This window comes from Christiangramia forsetii KT0803, from assembly GCF_000060345.1.
GTDB classification, from domain to species: domain Bacteria; phylum Bacteroidota; class Bacteroidia; order Flavobacteriales; family Flavobacteriaceae; genus Christiangramia; species Christiangramia forsetii.
In genome coordinates this window covers 902,469-918,476 of the sequence record NC_008571.1, presented here as the reverse complement: position 1 = coordinate 918,476, position 16,008 = coordinate 902,469, and the positions used below count along the sequence as shown (strand labels likewise).

Here is a 16,008-nt window from a genome sequence, read left to right as displayed (position 1 = left end):
AAAGTTGTTTTGATTTATTGTAAAGTTTATTTTACAAATATAGAATAAATTTTAAATATGTAAAGTTTTGTTTACATATAAATTTTAAAATATCATATTTAGTACAATTTGAACATCTGAATCACCATTTAAGAAATTTTAGATATAACAAATTGATTCAGAATATTTTACAGGAAATTTATAAATTAAAATCTCTGTTATCAAACTAGTAGCATTTTGAGTTTTGGGTTTCTTTAACAAAGGTTTCGGGTTTCTTTCACATCTAGAAGCTATTGAGAACCGTAAGTTTCAGCGTAAACCAATTAAATTTAATTATGAAGACGACTAATTTTAAGATTACCCATTTCGGATTAGCATTTTTATTCATCTTTCTTCTTGCATCATGCTCTGATGATGATGACAATATTGATGATATGCCAGAAGTGGCAACATGTACAGACGGAGTGATGAATGGAGATGAAACAGGAGTTGACTGCGGAGGAACTTCTTGCGAACCTTGTGAAGTAGAAGCAGGAAGACGTGCAGAACTTTATGTGACTAACAATGAAAACGGAAATATAAGTAAATATAGTGTTACCGGCGATTCACTGGTTACATTTACAACAGATGCCATGGCTGCCGAAGGTATCTACTATGATGCAGCAAACGACATCGTTGTACAGGCATCAAGATCTGATTTACGATTAGACGCTTATTCAGATATTAGTACGCTAATGGAAGATACTTCAATCTCTCCTGCATATAGTAGTTCAGCAGATCTTGAAAGTCCAAGAGAGTTGGCCGTTAATGGGTCAACGTATGTAGTTTCAGATAACGGATCCAATAAATTTTATGTGTATTCCAATGATGGAAGCGGATTTTCTTTAATGAATACCGTTGAAGTGCCATTTAAAGTATGGGGAATTACCTTTAAAGGGGAAGATCTGTATGCCGTAGTAGATGCGAGTAGCGACCTTGCAGTATTTTACGATTTCGAATCTAATATAACTGATGGAGTTTTAATGCCATCTAAAAGAGTTACCGTTGAAGGGATTGTTAGAACGCACGGACTTACCTATGATGGTAGTGATGACGTGATGGTCTTGACCGATATTGGAGACGCGGCTAATGGAACAGATGATGGTGGTTTTCACGTAATTAGTGATTTTTCTACTAAATTTGATGCGCTTTCAGATGGTGATCTTTTAACCTTAGATATGCAAACAAGAGTTGCAGGAGCTTCTACCATGTTAGGAAATCCAATTGATGTAGCTTATGATTCTGAAGAAGATGCTGTTTATATTTCAGAAATAGGAAACGGAAAAGTGCTTGGCTATACTTCTATTGGAGATGGTGGAGACCTTGCCCCTTCTTACAGCATGGATCTTACCTCTGCTTCATCCATATATTTTTCAAGTGATGAAACCGATGGAAATACAGGTACGGCTACCGCTAATGCCATGACTCAATTATATGTTACAAATAATGGTAACGGAAATTTGAATGTATATGATGCTACAGGTGCAACCATTAAAACTGTAATGACAGAATCAAGTGCTTCTGAAGGAATATATTATTCAGCAACTAATGATGCGCTTATCCAGGCTTCAAGATCTGGGATGATGCTAGAGTATTATTCAGGTTTTGCAGGAGCTATGGATGGAAGTTCAGTAACCGCAGATTTTACAGGTGATGCTGAATTAGCAAGCCCGAGAGAGATTGCTGTATTTGGAAATAATGTAGTTGTTTCTGACAATGACATGCATATGTTCTATGTATATTCTTTTGATGGATCTTCTTTCACTTTAGAAAGTACCTTAGATCCAGGATTCAACGTTTGGGGAATCACTTTTAAAGGTGGTGACCTTATTGCTGTAGTAGATGGATCTAGTGATATCGCAGTTTTTAATGATTTCCTTGATAATGATATGGACGGTTCTATTACCGCTGATAAAAGAATTACGGTTAGCGGAATTGTTAGAACACATGGTATTGACTATAGCGAAGCTGATGATGTATTGGTATTGACTGATATTGGAGATGCTGGGAATGCTACAGACGATGGTGGATTCCAAATCATTGAAAATTTCAGTATGAAACTGGATGCTGTTTCAGATGGTGGAATGATTGCACAAGCTGACCAGACAAGAGTTGCTGGTGTTGCAACCATGCTAGGTAATCCTATTGATATTGCATATGATCATAAAACCAACACAGTATTTATTGCTGAAGTTGGAAATGGAAAAGTTTTAGCCTTCTCTAATGCGCTAAACTTAACAGGAAATGTTGCACCAGATGTAAGTAATGATCTTGCAGCTGCATCATCTCTATACCTTTATAATAACTAGAAGATTTTTTATTCCAATACGTAACCCTAAAAGCCCTGAGAATTTTCTCAGGGCTTTTCTTATTTCAACATTATATTAATTGAAGGCAATGTCTATATCATAACTTTATTTCCTGATTTTCTTGTCCCAGTAAACGAAGCCTCCAAAAAGCAGTAAACTAATAATAGACCCCCACAGTAAACCCGTTTTTAATCCTTGAGTGCTTTTACCTAATATAGCAATGAATATTGTCAACGGAGCTATTCCAGTAAGCGTCGCTGTTATAAATTTTCTATAACTCATTTTTAATACCCCACAAACAAAACTAATAGCATCATTAGAAAGAAACGGATTTAACCTGGTAATGAAAATTGCCCAAAAGCCATAATCTTCAAGAAAATCGGCCACTTTCTTTTTAGATTTATGACCTATGATCTTTTCTACAAGTCCCGGTCCAAAATAATGACCTATAACATATCCTACACTAGATGCCGTAAAAACAGCAATAAATGCAATGATACTGCCCCAAACCGGGCCGTAAGCTAATATACTTACCACCATTAAAGCAATCGTAGGAATCACTATTAAAAACATCTGGAATACCATTGCCAGAATTAATAATATAGGCGCAATCCAGCCAAATCCTTTAAACCAATGCTGGATCTTTTGATTGTTTCCACTTGTAAGCACACTCCATGCTTCATCCATAAAGTTTTGCGCTGAAGGGACAAAAAAGTAAGCTGAAATGATCAAAGCTACTATAGCCAGAGATGTATATAAAGGAAGTTTACTCTGACTAATGTTTTTTTCGTTAGTAATCACATGATCCATTACTTCTCCGGATTTATTATTATTTCCAGAATATTGGCATTGTTCTTTCCAGCTTCATTAGAAATAAACAGTCTGCCGTCTTCGGCAAAACTTAGACCTTCAGGTTGAGCAAATTCACCCTCATCCAAAGAAATTAATCGTAATACCTTAAATGAAGAATTAAGAATAAGCAACCTTGGATTCTTACCATCAAGAACATAGTACTTACCGGTTTCCGGGTTTATTTCAATTTCAGAAGGTCTGAAGGAGCCTTTAAAATCCTTGAAGATTCCCTTTTCGGTTTCCAGCTTAAAAGGAATAGTTTTATCGAATTTTTTGGAAGCAAGATCAAAACTATAGACATTCTTAATCCCGTTACTAACATCTTCATCCTTGGTAATCATTAATAGTTTTTTTGAATCCTTACTAAGACAAAGTCCTTCAAAATTGACAGAATGTTTTAAATCTGGTTCATACTTGATAGTTTTAGGATTGCTTAAAAAATCTTTTACTTCAAAAAGAACTCCATCGCTTCTTAATACATAAGCATCTTTAGCTTTTACAGTCAAGGCTTCATAATCTCCACTTCCGGCAAAATCTATCTCCCGCTCTATTTCTTTTTTCTGCAGATCATAAATAAAGATCGTTCCATCTTCATCCTGAATACTGGCAAGTTTATTAGGAGTATAATAATGGATTCCCGAAACCTCTTCCAGCACTTTTGGAAGACGCCATTGATTGTTAATGGTATATTCCCGTTCGCCCTTAGCATCAGGAGAAATACCACTTTCAAATTTTTCGCTAAAGGAAAATGCAACCACGCCTGCGAGTACAAGCACAGCTGCAACGATTCCTATGATTACTCTGCTCATTTTCATGAAACTCTGCTTTAATCCCATACTGGAATTTCTGTAGTCATTTCACCTGAAGCAGTAAAAACAACTTCCTTGTCTCTTAAGGTTCCATCTATTTCAATTTGATAATACTCCATATCACCACTTACCAGCAAATCAAAATCATCAAATTTTTTATCTGAAAACTCATTCTGAAGTGCTGTTCTTACGGCCTCTGGAAGATCTGTTTCCATGATGTCTTTTTTGTATTTGAACAATTCTCCACTCTCATTTAAAAGTGCCGTATGTTCCACATTTTTTAAATCAAACTCTACTTCATAATCCTGCCCGTTCATTTCCCAATCGGTATTGGTAGGATTATCAAATCTGGATTCAAATGCGTTTAAAACTACAGAAGGAATTTCTGAATTAGCCTTATCATCCTGTGCACATGCGGTCATAAAAAAGGCCGCGAACATGCTTAAAAAAAATATTTTTCTCATAATTCAATTTTTAATTTGAACAAATATGAGACTGAAAACTGTAAAGAATCTGGAATTGGTTAGGTGAGCTTCTAAAAATCTATTTTGAAAATATGTACTTCCCGGTATATATAAGAAAGTTTGAGCTGATAGGTATCTGCGATGGCCTTTGAGATTGCCAGCCCCAGACCTGAAGAACTTGAAGTATCATTTACTTTCTGAAAACGGGTAAAAAGATCCTGTTCCTCTAAAGTATGGCTTCCTTTGTTTGAAATTTGCCAGGAATGGGATCTTAGGCTGATCTTTATATTAGCTGAATCAGAATTATGAAGTATAGAATTTTTTATGAGATTGGTTAAAAGAATTTGTGCCAGATCCGGATTCATAGAAAATTTTAGATCTTCAATATTTTCAATTATAATATCAACATTTTTATGATGGAGCAGATCTTCAAAATTATCAACAATTTTTTGAGTTAATTGATTAAAATTTACTTCCTGAAGCTCCGTAAACTGCTTGTTCTCTATTTTAGATAATAGCAAAAGAGACTGGTTAAACCTTGATAGACGCTCCAGGTTTTCTATTACCGTAACTATTCTATTCGCCTGGGAAACCTTTAGATCGTTATCTTCTAATAATAACTCCAGCTTATTGATACTTATCGCTATAGGGGTTTGTAATTCATGTGATGCATTTTCTATAAACTGTTTTTGATCCTGGTAACTTTTTACCGACTTTGTTATTAAATTTTCTATATTTTCATTAAGGGTATTGAACTCGTCTATTTTTGAGTTTTCCAGTTCTATTTTAGAATCATTTTCAATTTTGAAATTCTTCAGATTTTCAATCAGCTTGTAGAAGGGATTCCAAACTTTCTTCAGGATAAGATTATTTAAGATCAGGATACTTAAGATCAAGCCAACATATAACCATATTATGGAAAAAAGAAGATCTTCTACCAGGTCGTCTTCCTCTACCATAGACGTGATGATCTTAACTTTATAATATTGATCTTCCCGTTTAAAAACACTTTCCAGCAAACGAACCGGTTCAAAATCCTTTTCATTTTGCATATACATCAGAGTATCGCGGTAGGAATCCTTAAATTTCAGGGCTGTAGATTCACTAATTTCATGCAAAGTAAAATACCCATCGCCAAAATCTGTTTTGGTTTGCACAGTATCCCTTTGCCTGGCATTTCTAATTACCAGCATCTTTTGGTTTTCCAGACCATCATCCATACTATCATAGATCTCATCTAACATCTGAAAATAGAAAATAACCGCCCATCCAGTTAATACAAAGAATAACAGCCAGGCAAAATATTTAGAGGTGTAATTGAGTAATTTCAAGGAAGTATAAGTTTATAGCCAATTCCATAGATAGCTTTAATTTCAACCTCTGCCATCACATCTTTGAGTTTCTTTCTAAGATTTTTTATCTGGGAATAAATGAATTCAAAATTATCTGCCTGGTCTATATGATCTCCCCAAACATGTTCTGCCAGCGCCGATTTACTTACCAGCCTGTTTTGATTGGTAGCAAGATAGGTAAGAATATCAAACTCCTTTCGGTTGAGTTCCATCTCTCCAAATTCAGTATATGAAGTATGCTTTTCAGAATCTATATGGAGATTGCCAATGTTGAAAAGTACGCTTCCATCAAATTTTTTTCTTCGAAGTAGCGCCTTTACCCGTGCATTTAACTCGGCCATATGGAAGGGTTTAGCTATATAATCATCAGCCCCTGTATCTAATCCCTGGATTCTGTCATCTAAAGAATTTCTTGCTGAAACTATGATCACCCCTTCTGTCTTTTTATTCTCCTTCAGAAAATTCAGAATTTCCATGCCACTACCATCAGGAAGATTTATATCGAGAAGAATGCAATCATAATCATAAACACCCACTTTAGACATGGCAGAATCCAGATCACTCGCCGTTTCTACAATATAATTCTGTTTCAAAAGCGTATCCTCCATATTCTGAAGCATATCTTTTTCATCTTCAATAATGAGAATTTTCATAAGCTTGATTATAGCCGATAATTATAAAGATGAAAACTGGAAAGAATTGGGAATTTATTTTGACTACAAATTCATCAACACTTATATATCAAAATTGCTATTATAATTCTAAAAAACAGCTAAGAAAACTTATCGATATTCCGGGTTTTCAAAATTCCAGCGTGTGCCATCATCCCATTTTTCTCTGGAATTCCCATACTCAGGATATCCTCCCTGATCTTTAAGCATTTTCGCCAGGTGCATCAAATTATAGGTCATAAAAGTAGTATTCCTATTGGTAAATTCTGAATCATATCCTACCGGAGGATCTTTCTTTTCACCATCCCATTCAGTATCTCCATAACTCGGCCCGGGTCCAACTTTGCCAATCCAACCCGCATCTGCCTGCGGCGGAATACTATACCCAAGGTGCTGTAGAGCATATAGAATTCCCATAGAACAATGTTTAACTCCGTCCTCATTTCCTGTAATTATACAACCGCCGGCTTTGCCATAATAAACATACTGCCCCTTATCATTTTGGTATCCGCTCATAGCGTATAAGCGTTCAATGAGTCTTGAAGCTATAGATGAGCGTTCTCCCAGCCAAATAGGAGTTCCAATAACCAAAATATCTGCATCTATAATTTTTTTATAGATCTCCGGCCAGTCATCTTTATCAAATCCCTCCTCAGTCATATCTGGTTGCACTCCCGCAGGCACCTCATGATCCACAAGGCGTATCATTTCTACAGCTACACCTTCAGTTTCCATAATTCCTTTGGAAACACGCATTAAATCTGCCGTATGACTTTTAGATGGCGATTTCTTTAAGGTACAGTTTACAAATACAGCCTTGAGGCCATTAAAATTATTTTTATCCATTATTCCCAATTTTATTTAATATGATTAATTGAATTTTCTATTTAAAGATGACAAATTTTTCTGAAACTTAAAATTAAACAGAGTACTAAGAATCTCTCTATTAGATTCATAAAGTCTTTATCTAATGAACTTTCAGCTATAAGTTTGTTATAAGTTCTAAATATTATTCAGCAATTAATTCTGAAAGCACCTGCTTAAAAGTGTCTACCGGTTGTGCACCAGTAACAGCGCTTTTTCTATTAAAAACTACAGTGGGCACAGAGCTAACTCCTAAATTCTTCCAATAAGCTTGCTGACTTCTAACTTCATAGCGAGCTTCTTCGCTTTCTAACCTGGCTAATCCTTCTTCTGCATCTAACCCAACATCTAATAGAGCTTGTCTCAATACATCTTTATCTGAAACGTTTTTACGTTCACTAAAAAAAGCTTTGGTCAGGTGCATTTTTAATTCGGTTTGCTTGCCAAATTCCTTTGCATAGTCCAGTAAAATATGGGCGTCAAACGTATTTACCATTTTCATCTCATCGAAATAATCGAAAGTAAAACCAAGTTCTTCACCAATTTGGGTCATATGTTGCTGTGATTCTTTCTGCTGGTCTATTGTAGAACCGTATTTTTCTGTAATATGCTCGGTGACGTTTTGACCTTCAGCGGGCATATTTGGATTTAATTCAAATGGTTGCCATTCAATTTCAACCTGATCTTCTACACCCAATTCAGTAATAGCTCTCGCTAATCTCTTATAACCAATAGTACACCAGGGGCACACTACATCAGAGACAATATCAATTTTCAACTTTTTCTTCATATCATTTTTTTAATAGGTAAACTATACCACTTCACTAATTTGAACCTCCGGTTTCACATTGGTGAAATTTGGAAGATCTTCTAAAATCTTTTGTCTATGTTCTCCAAACGATTGTTGAAAAGATTCCATAGATTTAAAAACCAGGTTGGTAATTACAAAATAAGGTGCAGGTTCATCGGGATTACCGCCGGCTACTCCCATATTCACATCAGACGAAATAATAGCCTCCCCTAATAGATCTTTCAGTAATTGACCATGATGATTTATATAATATTCTTTATCGAATTTTAAATCAGCACTATTTGGATACATCACTGTTAATTTTATCATGTCGTTTTATTTAGGTAAAGGTTATTAAATCAGTAAATGTCAGGTTGAGTGAAGTCGAAACCTAAATGTATCTGACTACTAGTTCTCGACTGCACTCGAACTGACAAAACCGTTATTTTTATAAGCTTCGCATTTAGTTTTTATAATTCTGAAATTATATACACTAAGGTACTGACCTTAATTATTAAATCTATTCTGAAAAGTCTGCCAGGACCACATTTTCTGAAAACTCCTTGTAAGCCTGTTCTACCTGCTTCGCCATTTCATCGGGGAATAAATGAAAATCACTCGCTTTAAGTGCTTTCACAATACCTTCTGAAACGGTTTCTGTGGAAGCCGGATCATCAAAACCTGCTTCGGCAGCCATTTCAGTATCAATCGGTCCGGGATGCACACTTAATACACTCACACCTTTCTCCCCAAGATCTGCTCTTATTCCTTGTGTTAGTGAATAGGAAGCTGCTTTTGAAGCAGAATAAGTAGAAAGATGCGGGAAGTTCTTGATAGAAGCTACCGAATTCATCTGTACCAACGCCCCCTTATTCTTTATCAGGGTTTCAGCAAAAGCATTTGCAACCCTTAGCAAACCAAAGACATTGACATCAAAATGCTTTTGAAGATCTTCTTCTACCCCATCAGCAATGGTAGTATGCGGTTTTCCAACTCCTGCATTGTTAACCACAATTTCTACATCTTTTGACTTATTCGCCAGTTCCTGGATGGAGGTTTTATTAGATAGATCTGCCTCAAGGGTTTCTACTTTACTTCCAAATTCTTCTTCCAGATCTTTTGTAGAACCTGTATCCCGAACGGCAAGATATACCTTTTTTGCACCGTGTTTTATAAAAGATTTCACGATTGCCTTACCAATTCCTCTATTTGCACCGGTTACTAATGCGACTTTATTCTCTATTGAAATACTCATAATTATTCTTTTTTTAATTGTTTTAAAATTCTAAATGATCTCCCACATTTTAAAGTGGGAGATCATTTAAAGCTACTTGATTCATAGCCTTTTTATGATGCTACATCCTCCTTATTCCATTCAAATTTTTTGAATGGTTCATCTACCGGAGTTTCTGCTATATGATTTGTGTAATTGCTAATTACTTTCTGAGAAAGCCCCAATATAATTTCCAATAGCTGACGCCTGGTATATCCAGCAGCAAAGAAATTCTCTAATTCTTTCTCGGCTACCTGACCACGATTTCTTACTATAGAAAGCGTCATTTCATGTAACTTCTGAAGTTTTTCAGTAGGCATTTCCGTTCTGTTACGGAGTGCCTCGGTAATGGCTAAATCTACTTTCATCATATTGGCAATTCCCGTGTGTGCAGGAACGCAATAATGACACTCGTGCTCAACATTTATCGTTTGCCATACCACCGTTAGTTCTTCTTTATTAAAAGATGAATTTTCAAATAGGTTATGTAGGGTCAGATAAGCTTCATAAATTCCCGGCGATTCAGCCAGCACTCCATGAAGATTAGGAATCATTCCGTAAGCTTTCTTCGATTGCTCCAAAAGAGGTTTACTGTCTTCTGGTGCGGTTTCCATATTGTGAATTTTTAATGTACTCATTTTTTAAATATTTATAATTAATAATTTTTTTATACTACTTGTTTTAGTTAATCATCCCAGTTGTCTGCTAAATCCTGAACGTATTTATTAAAGGTCCCTTTTCTGAACTTTTTATATAACTGATCCAAATCATTATCGGAAACATAATTTCTGAATGATGGAGTAACGTTATCCAGAAATTCACTGAATTCCGTCGTATTTCCAGATTTTCGAGCTGCTTTTCTTAAAAGCTTTACTAATTCTGTTTTTGTATAATTTTTCTTTCCAAATTTATATTTCGATCTGGAATCTTTAGAATCTTTCAAAAACTCGCGATATTCAAAATCCTCATTCTGAACAATTTCCTTTAGAAAATTAGCTGATAATGTCGCGTTTCGAGATGTCGAGCGATCTATTGTATTAGCCTGGTTATAAGCTACAGTATAGGTTTGAGCATGACTGGATATCGAAAATACAATGAGAGCAAATATTAGAATTGACTTTTTCATGTTATTGATTTTTTTCTAAGCAAACGCTTAGTTTTAGATTAAAAAAAAGTTATATAGATTTAAAGGTGGTTTCTATAAAGTCGTCGAGTTGTTGTTTTTCCAGAATTCTGGATCCTAAAGATAATCCCAGCATGGAGGTCATAAGAAAGTTCGCTTCTTTCTCTACTGCTTCAGGAGTTTTTCCCTGAACCTGCTCTAAATTCTTTAAAAACAGATCTCTGATCTCTTCAGTAAATTTCATTAACTGAGCTAAAACCTCCGGCTTAGCCTTATTTCCCAATTCACTTACCGTATTACAAACCAGGCAACCTTTATTTAAATTATTGTCTTTTGTAAATTCAAGAAAGTCATAAAAGAATTGTTTTATACCCAATACTCCGTTATTAGATTCTTTAAGTGTATGTCTAATACTATTCAGTTTATTTTTGTAAACCTTAATACTTTCCAGGAACACCCCATTCTTACTACCAAAACTAGAATATATAGAAAACTGATTAATTCCCATTTCCTTTTCAAGCATACGTACAGAGGTGGCTTCATATCCATTTCTCCAGAAAAGATCCATTGCTTTCTGAATAACATCTTCTTCTCTATACTGCTTAGTTCTTGCCATATCATTATTACTACAACACAAAACTAAGCACATGCTTTGTTATAGCAAAACTTTTAAGCTTTTTTTAATATTGCAAAGACTAGTAGCTGCGAAATTGAATATTTTATTTGAGGTAAAATACCATTAGAGCTATTTAGAATAAGCAAAAAATTCAGAAAGAATGAATGTTTTGTCGCCCAGCAATCTATTCTAAATATTTTTTAATCTCCAGAAAGTTAGAACGATCTTCAGTAAGAATTAACAAAATATCATTCTCTTCCACAACAGTATCCCCTTTTGGGGTTATAAAGTTGTTGTTTCTTGTAATCATCGCAATGATTGCCCCGGCAGGAATTTTAAGATCTACAATGCGCTTTCCTATAGCAATACTTTGCTGCGGAATATCAATTTCCTGCAAATGGGATTTACTTTCATCCATCAGGATTTTATCCACAGGAGATAATTTTTTCTCAGAACTTGGCAGCGAAACCTTGAACCAATGTGCCACGGCTGCCAAACTGGTTCCCTGAACCAAAACAGATGTCAGTGAAACAAAGAACACAATATTAAAGATTAAATTGGCTTTTTCTATTCCGGCTATTAACGGATAGGTGGCAAATACGATTGGAACGGCACCTCTAAGCCCTACCCAGGAGATATAAAGTCTTCTTCTGAATTTCATTTTAAAGAAACTTAAGCTAAGAAAAACGGCAATTGGCCTAGCCACGAAGATCAATACCGCTGCAATAGCCAAACCAATTCCAACTACAGGCACTACTTGCGAAGGAAAAACCAGCAGGCCCAAGGTTAAGAAAAGTATGATCTGCATGAGCCACGCCAGACCATCAAACATTTTGATGACTGTATTCTTATGGATTAGATTCTGATTTCCCAGGAATACTCCACATAAATAAACGGCTAAGAACCCGTTTCCACCCATAGCGTCGGTAGCAGAAAAGGTGATAAACATTAGAGAAATTACTAAGACTGGATATAGCCCTTCAAAGCCGAGTTTAATTCTATTGATGACCAGTTTGCTCAAGTAACCAAAAACAAACCCTGCTATTCCTCCAATAATTATTTGCAGAAAAAATATAGGGATGATACTCCAAACTGAATCTTCCGGATTCATTACTAAACTCAAGAAGGCAATAGTTAAAAAATAGGCCATGGGATCATTACTCCCACTTTCAAGTTCCAGTGTAGGTCGAAGGTTAGATTTAAGCGCCAGGTTTTTAGACCTCAAAATAGAAAATACGGCGGCCGCATCTGTTGAAGAAATAATAGCGCCCAATAGCAGTCCTTCCATCAAAGTGAAGTCTGTAATTTGCCAGGCAAAAGTCCCAATACACAGCGCAGTAATGAGTACACCCAGGGTAGAAAGCGATATTCCCTGCCATAAAACAGGCTGGATGCTTTTCCACCGGGTATCCAGACCTCCGGAAAATAAGATGAAATTAAGTGCTACTATCCCTATGAACTGGGCTATCTTAGGTTCGTCAAAATAGATCCCCCCTATTCCTTCTGAACCCGCAAGCATCCCTACCGCCAGAAATAAAAGTAAGGTGGGTACTCCAAACCGGTAAGAGGTCTTTCCTGCCAAAATACTAATAAAAAGCAGGATAGAACCAATAAGCATTATATTCTCAATAGTAATATCCATCAGCAGTACAAGGTGAAATTCATAGCAAAAATAATTTTTTAATTAGAGATTCATATTTTAAAATACAGAATTCCAAATTTTTGCAAATCGTAGGAGGTTTGTAATATTTTCCAAACCCTGTTCCTTTTTATTTCAATTGAAATAACTCTCATTAGTTTAGCTGCATGGGTTGTTGACCAATGGTGAATCTTTTAATTCATTTATCGAAGAATATATTGATCAACATTCAGGATTTCAGGGGATTTCAAAAGAGAATCACCTCCATCTTTTTACGCGAATAATTATAAGCTTATAGTATAACTCTATAAAAACATAGAAATCGAAGAAATATCAAATTTCCATTCCACCCAATTTCTCGAAGATGAAAATTTATATAGATCAATGTTTGGAAAAGTGTTGAGAAATGTAATCAATACCTAAAAAAACAAAAACCTTGACAATCTGAAAATTATCAAGGTTTATATGCCATATTTTATGGTCTTAGTCGGGGTGGCAGGATTCGAACCTGCGGCCTCCTGCTCCCAAAGCAGGCGCGATAACCGGGCTACGCTACACCCCGAAATTGCTTACGCAATTCATTCAATATTTTCAATTCAAGGTTCAATATTAATAAAACCTTTATTAGTAGCCCGGTTGAGGGCGGAGCCTGTACCGAGCTTGTCGAGGTGCTACACCCCGAAAATGACATTTCCGTCATTATTGGGCGGCAAATATAAGAATATTTCATCTCCTACAATGAAAACTTTTAATTTTTTATATCTTAGTTTCCTTAATACCTTTTACACCCTATAATATTATTGCTATGAAAAAAATTTTATTGATATCCGGCCTTGCCTTAAGTCTTATTGCCTGTGGTGAAAATGATAATAATTCAGACAAGGCGCAGGTTGAAGAAAATGCAGAAGAAACATCAGAAGAACAAACCCAGGAACCCACTGAAGTACCTGATCCAATAGACGCCGAAAGCTCCGATAAATATTCCTATGAAATGGTCGTTGAAGGATTAAAGATTCCGTGGGGATTCACTTTTCTTCCAGACGGGAGTATGTTGATCAATGAGAAAAATGGCGATATTATCCATTTTAAGGATGGACAAAAAAATAAGATTCAGGGAGGACCTGAAGTTTACGATCGTGGACAAGGTGGATTAATGGACGTGGTACTTCATCCTAATTATGAAAATAATGGATGGATCTATTTTTCTTATGCTTCAAAAGAAGGTGAAGACGATGGTGGAAATACTGCCGTCCTGAGAGCTAAATTAGAAGGGAATCAACTAACAAGTAAAGAAGTACTTTATAAGGCTTCTCCAAATACTACCAAAGGCCAACACTTTGGTTCAAGGATCGCATTTGATAAAGATGGTTATTTATATTTTAGTGCCGGTGAACGCGGTGCCCGGGATGAAAACCCTCAGGATATTACCCGTGACAATGGTAAGGTTTATAGACTAAATGATGACGGGAGTGTTCCTTCAGACAACCCATTTGTAAATCAAGAAAATGCTGTAGAGGCAATTTATTCTTATGGGCATCGTAATCCTCAGGGAATGATCCTAAACCCTGAAACTGGTGAGATCTGGGTGCATGAGCATGGCCCAAAGGGAGGTGACGAAATTAATATAGTAAAAAAAGGAGCTAATTTCGGCTGGCCTGTAGTAACCTATGGAGAAAATTATAGCGGTACGTCAATTACCGATGAAAGGTCAAGACCGGAAATGGAAGACCCGATCTTTTACTGGTTACCATCGATTGCACCAAGTGGATTTGCCTATATAACTTCAGTTAAATTTCCCGAATTGAAAGGAAATCTTTTGGCAGGTTCTCTTAAGTTTCAGTACCTGGAACTTCTGAAATTAGACGGTAAAAAGATCAATAAAAGAACCAAACTTTTAGAAGATTCTGGAAGAATGAGAGATGTGCGACAGGGACCTGATGGTAATATCTATGTTGCTATTGAAGGAAAAGGAATTGCAAAATTAATAAATAAACAATAATAATGAGAAAACTGTTATTTGTAATAGGATTGGCAACTGCTATGATTGCTTGTAAATCTGACAAGAAGGAGAATGATCCTGAAGAAGAATCTTATGTGATTCCGTCTTCAGAAAAATCAAGCCAAAAGACTCCGCTTACTGCTAGTATTGAAAGAGGAAAAGTTCTATACAACGATCTTTGTGTCACCTGTCACCTACCAAACGGAAAAGGAATTCCCGGCACCTATCCTCCTCTCGATGGCTCTAACTGGCTTACCGAAAAAAGAGAAGAAAGCATACGAGGCGTAAAATATGGGATGCAGGGACCAATAGAAGTCAACGGTGAAAAATATGATAATATTATGACCCCAATGGGCTTAAGCGATAAGGAAGTTGCAGATGCTATGAATTACGCAATGAATTCCTGGAGTAATAATATTGATGATATGGTTACAGAAGAAGAAGTTGCTGCTATTCAAGAAAGTGCGGAATAAAGACTTTTTATATTCAGAATCTAAACCGGACTAATCTCAGTCCGGTTTTTTAATTTCAATCCAATTCGTGTGATCACAAATTGAAATAAGAATCTTCAAAAGATTTTTAAAAACTAATATTACCTTTGCGCAAATTTTAACGTTATGCTAATAATTGGTATTGCCGGTGGTACGGGAAGTGGGAAAACTACGGTAGTAAATCAAATTACAGAAGAACTGAAACACGAAGAAGTAGATGTAATCTCACAGGATTCTTACTACCAGGATACTTCTCACCTATCTTTTGAAGACAGAAAAAAAATAAATTTTGACCATCCAAAATCAATTGATTTTGAACTTTTAGCGGAACATTTAAGAGAATTAAGAGCAGGAAATTCTATTCAGCAGCCAGTTTATTCATTTAAAGAACATAATAGAACGGGTGAGACTATAGAAATTCAGCCAAGAAAAGTAGTGATTGTAGAAGGAATTCTTATTCTAACTCATCCTGAAATTCGTGAGTTATTCGACATTAAGATCTATGTTCATGCAGACAGTGATGCTAGATTAATTCGTAGATTAAAGCGTGATATTGCAGAACGTGGTCGTGACCTGGAAGAAGTTTTATGGCGTTATGAAACTACTCTAAAGCCCATGCACCAACAATTTATAGAACCCACCAAAGAGTTCGCTGATATCATTATCCCGACCAATCGCTACAATACAGTTGCTGTTGATATCGTTCAGACTATAATTAAGGATCGCTTAACCTAATTT

At 35.8% G+C, this 16,008-nt stretch carries 17 protein-coding genes and 1 tRNA gene; 4 read left to right on the top strand and 14 right to left on the bottom strand.

The window, feature by feature from the left end; all coding sequences use genetic code 11:
- Window positions 1-314 precede the first annotated feature (314 nt).
- The gene (locus GFO_RS03945; RefSeq protein WP_011708742.1) at window positions 315-2,327 is read left to right on the top strand and encodes an NHL repeat-containing protein; all 2,013 of its coding nucleotides are present in this window, start codon (window positions 315-317) and stop codon (window positions 2,325-2,327) included.
- A 105-nt stretch (window positions 2,328-2,432) separates the two neighbouring features.
- Here GFO_RS03945 and GFO_RS03940 read toward each other — a convergent pair whose 3' ends face one another.
- From GFO_RS03940 to GFO_RS03875, 14 genes are all read right to left on the bottom strand, one after another.
- The gene (locus GFO_RS03940) at window positions 2,433-3,137 is read right to left on the bottom strand and encodes a TVP38/TMEM64 family protein (protein WP_011708741.1); all 705 of its coding nucleotides are present in this window, start codon (window positions 3,135-3,137) and stop codon (window positions 2,433-2,435) included.
- Window positions 3,137-3,988 carry an SdiA-regulated domain-containing protein gene (locus tag GFO_RS03935; protein WP_188619033.1) on the bottom strand — a complete coding sequence of 284 codons (852 nt, stop codon included), beginning with the start codon at window positions 3,986-3,988 and terminating at the stop codon, window positions 3,137-3,139. Before GFO_RS03935 ends, GFO_RS03940 begins: the two co-directional genes overlap by 1 nt.
- 17 nt (window positions 3,989-4,005) lie before the next feature.
- A complete protein-coding gene (locus tag GFO_RS03930; protein ID WP_011708739.1) occupies window positions 4,006-4,452 on the bottom strand; it encodes a hypothetical protein in 447 nt (148 codons plus the stop codon).
- 71 nt (window positions 4,453-4,523) lie between these two features.
- Window positions 4,524-5,783 (bottom strand): PorY family sensor histidine kinase, encoded by a 1,260-nt coding sequence (gene porY, locus GFO_RS03925; RefSeq protein ID WP_041249998.1) that lies wholly within the window; start codon window positions 5,781-5,783, stop codon window positions 4,524-4,526.
- On the bottom strand, window positions 5,780-6,457 hold the full coding sequence (locus GFO_RS03920; RefSeq protein WP_011708737.1) for a response regulator transcription factor: 678 nt from the start codon (window positions 6,455-6,457) through the stop codon (window positions 5,780-5,782). The genes porY and GFO_RS03920 overlap by 4 nt, the downstream gene beginning before the upstream one ends.
- A 129-nt stretch (window positions 6,458-6,586) precedes the next feature.
- The gene (locus tag GFO_RS03915) at window positions 6,587-7,321 is read right to left on the bottom strand and encodes a flavodoxin family protein (protein WP_011708735.1); all 735 of its coding nucleotides are present in this window, start codon (window positions 7,319-7,321) and stop codon (window positions 6,587-6,589) included.
- A 163-nt stretch (window positions 7,322-7,484) separates the two neighbouring features.
- Window positions 7,485-8,129 (bottom strand): DsbA family oxidoreductase, encoded by a 645-nt coding sequence (locus GFO_RS03910; protein ID WP_011708734.1) that lies wholly within the window; start codon window positions 8,127-8,129, stop codon window positions 7,485-7,487.
- Window positions 8,130-8,150: 21 nt separating this feature from the next.
- On the bottom strand, window positions 8,151-8,459 hold the full coding sequence (locus tag GFO_RS03905; protein ID WP_011708733.1) for an EthD family reductase: 309 nt from the start codon (window positions 8,457-8,459) through the stop codon (window positions 8,151-8,153).
- Window positions 8,460-8,649: 190 nt separating this feature from the next.
- Window positions 8,650-9,384, bottom strand: coding sequence for an SDR family oxidoreductase (locus tag GFO_RS03900; RefSeq protein ID WP_011708732.1), 735 nt, complete (start codon window positions 9,382-9,384; stop codon window positions 8,650-8,652).
- Window positions 9,385-9,476: 92 nt separating this feature from the next.
- Window positions 9,477-10,040 carry a carboxymuconolactone decarboxylase family protein gene (locus GFO_RS03895; protein ID WP_011708731.1) on the bottom strand — a complete coding sequence of 188 codons (564 nt, stop codon included), beginning with the start codon at window positions 10,038-10,040 and terminating at the stop codon, window positions 9,477-9,479.
- A gap of 47 nt (window positions 10,041-10,087) precedes the next feature.
- A complete protein-coding gene (locus GFO_RS03890) occupies window positions 10,088-10,528 on the bottom strand; it encodes a hypothetical protein (RefSeq protein WP_011708730.1) in 441 nt (146 codons plus the stop codon).
- Window positions 10,529-10,577: 49 nt separating this feature from the next.
- Window positions 10,578-11,141, bottom strand: coding sequence for a TetR/AcrR family transcriptional regulator (locus GFO_RS03885; RefSeq protein WP_041249997.1), 564 nt, complete (start codon window positions 11,139-11,141; stop codon window positions 10,578-10,580).
- A 184-nt stretch (window positions 11,142-11,325) separates the two neighbouring features.
- Window positions 11,326-12,783 carry a potassium/proton antiporter gene (locus GFO_RS03880; RefSeq protein ID WP_011708728.1) on the bottom strand — a complete coding sequence of 486 codons (1,458 nt, stop codon included), beginning with the start codon at window positions 12,781-12,783 and terminating at the stop codon, window positions 11,326-11,328.
- Between the two features lie 484 nt (window positions 12,784-13,267).
- Window positions 13,268-13,342 (bottom strand) — tRNA-Pro (locus tag GFO_RS03875).
- Between the two features lie 243 nt (window positions 13,343-13,585).
- Between GFO_RS03875 and GFO_RS03870 the strand changes: the two genes are divergently transcribed.
- The 3 genes from GFO_RS03870 (at window position 13,586) to udk (ending at window position 16,005) form a co-directional block, all read left to right on the top strand.
- Complete coding sequence (locus GFO_RS03870) at window positions 13,586-14,779, top strand: PQQ-dependent sugar dehydrogenase (RefSeq protein WP_011708727.1); 1,194 nt, start codon at window positions 13,586-13,588, stop codon at window positions 14,777-14,779.
- 2 nt (window positions 14,780-14,781) lie between these two features.
- Window positions 14,782-15,252 (top strand): c-type cytochrome, encoded by a 471-nt coding sequence (locus GFO_RS03865; protein WP_011708726.1) that lies wholly within the window; start codon window positions 14,782-14,784, stop codon window positions 15,250-15,252.
- 144 nt (window positions 15,253-15,396) lie between these two features.
- Window positions 15,397-16,005, top strand: coding sequence for a uridine kinase (gene udk / locus GFO_RS03860; protein WP_011708725.1), 609 nt, complete (start codon window positions 15,397-15,399; stop codon window positions 16,003-16,005).
- The last annotated feature ends 3 nt before the right edge of the window (window positions 16,006-16,008 follow it).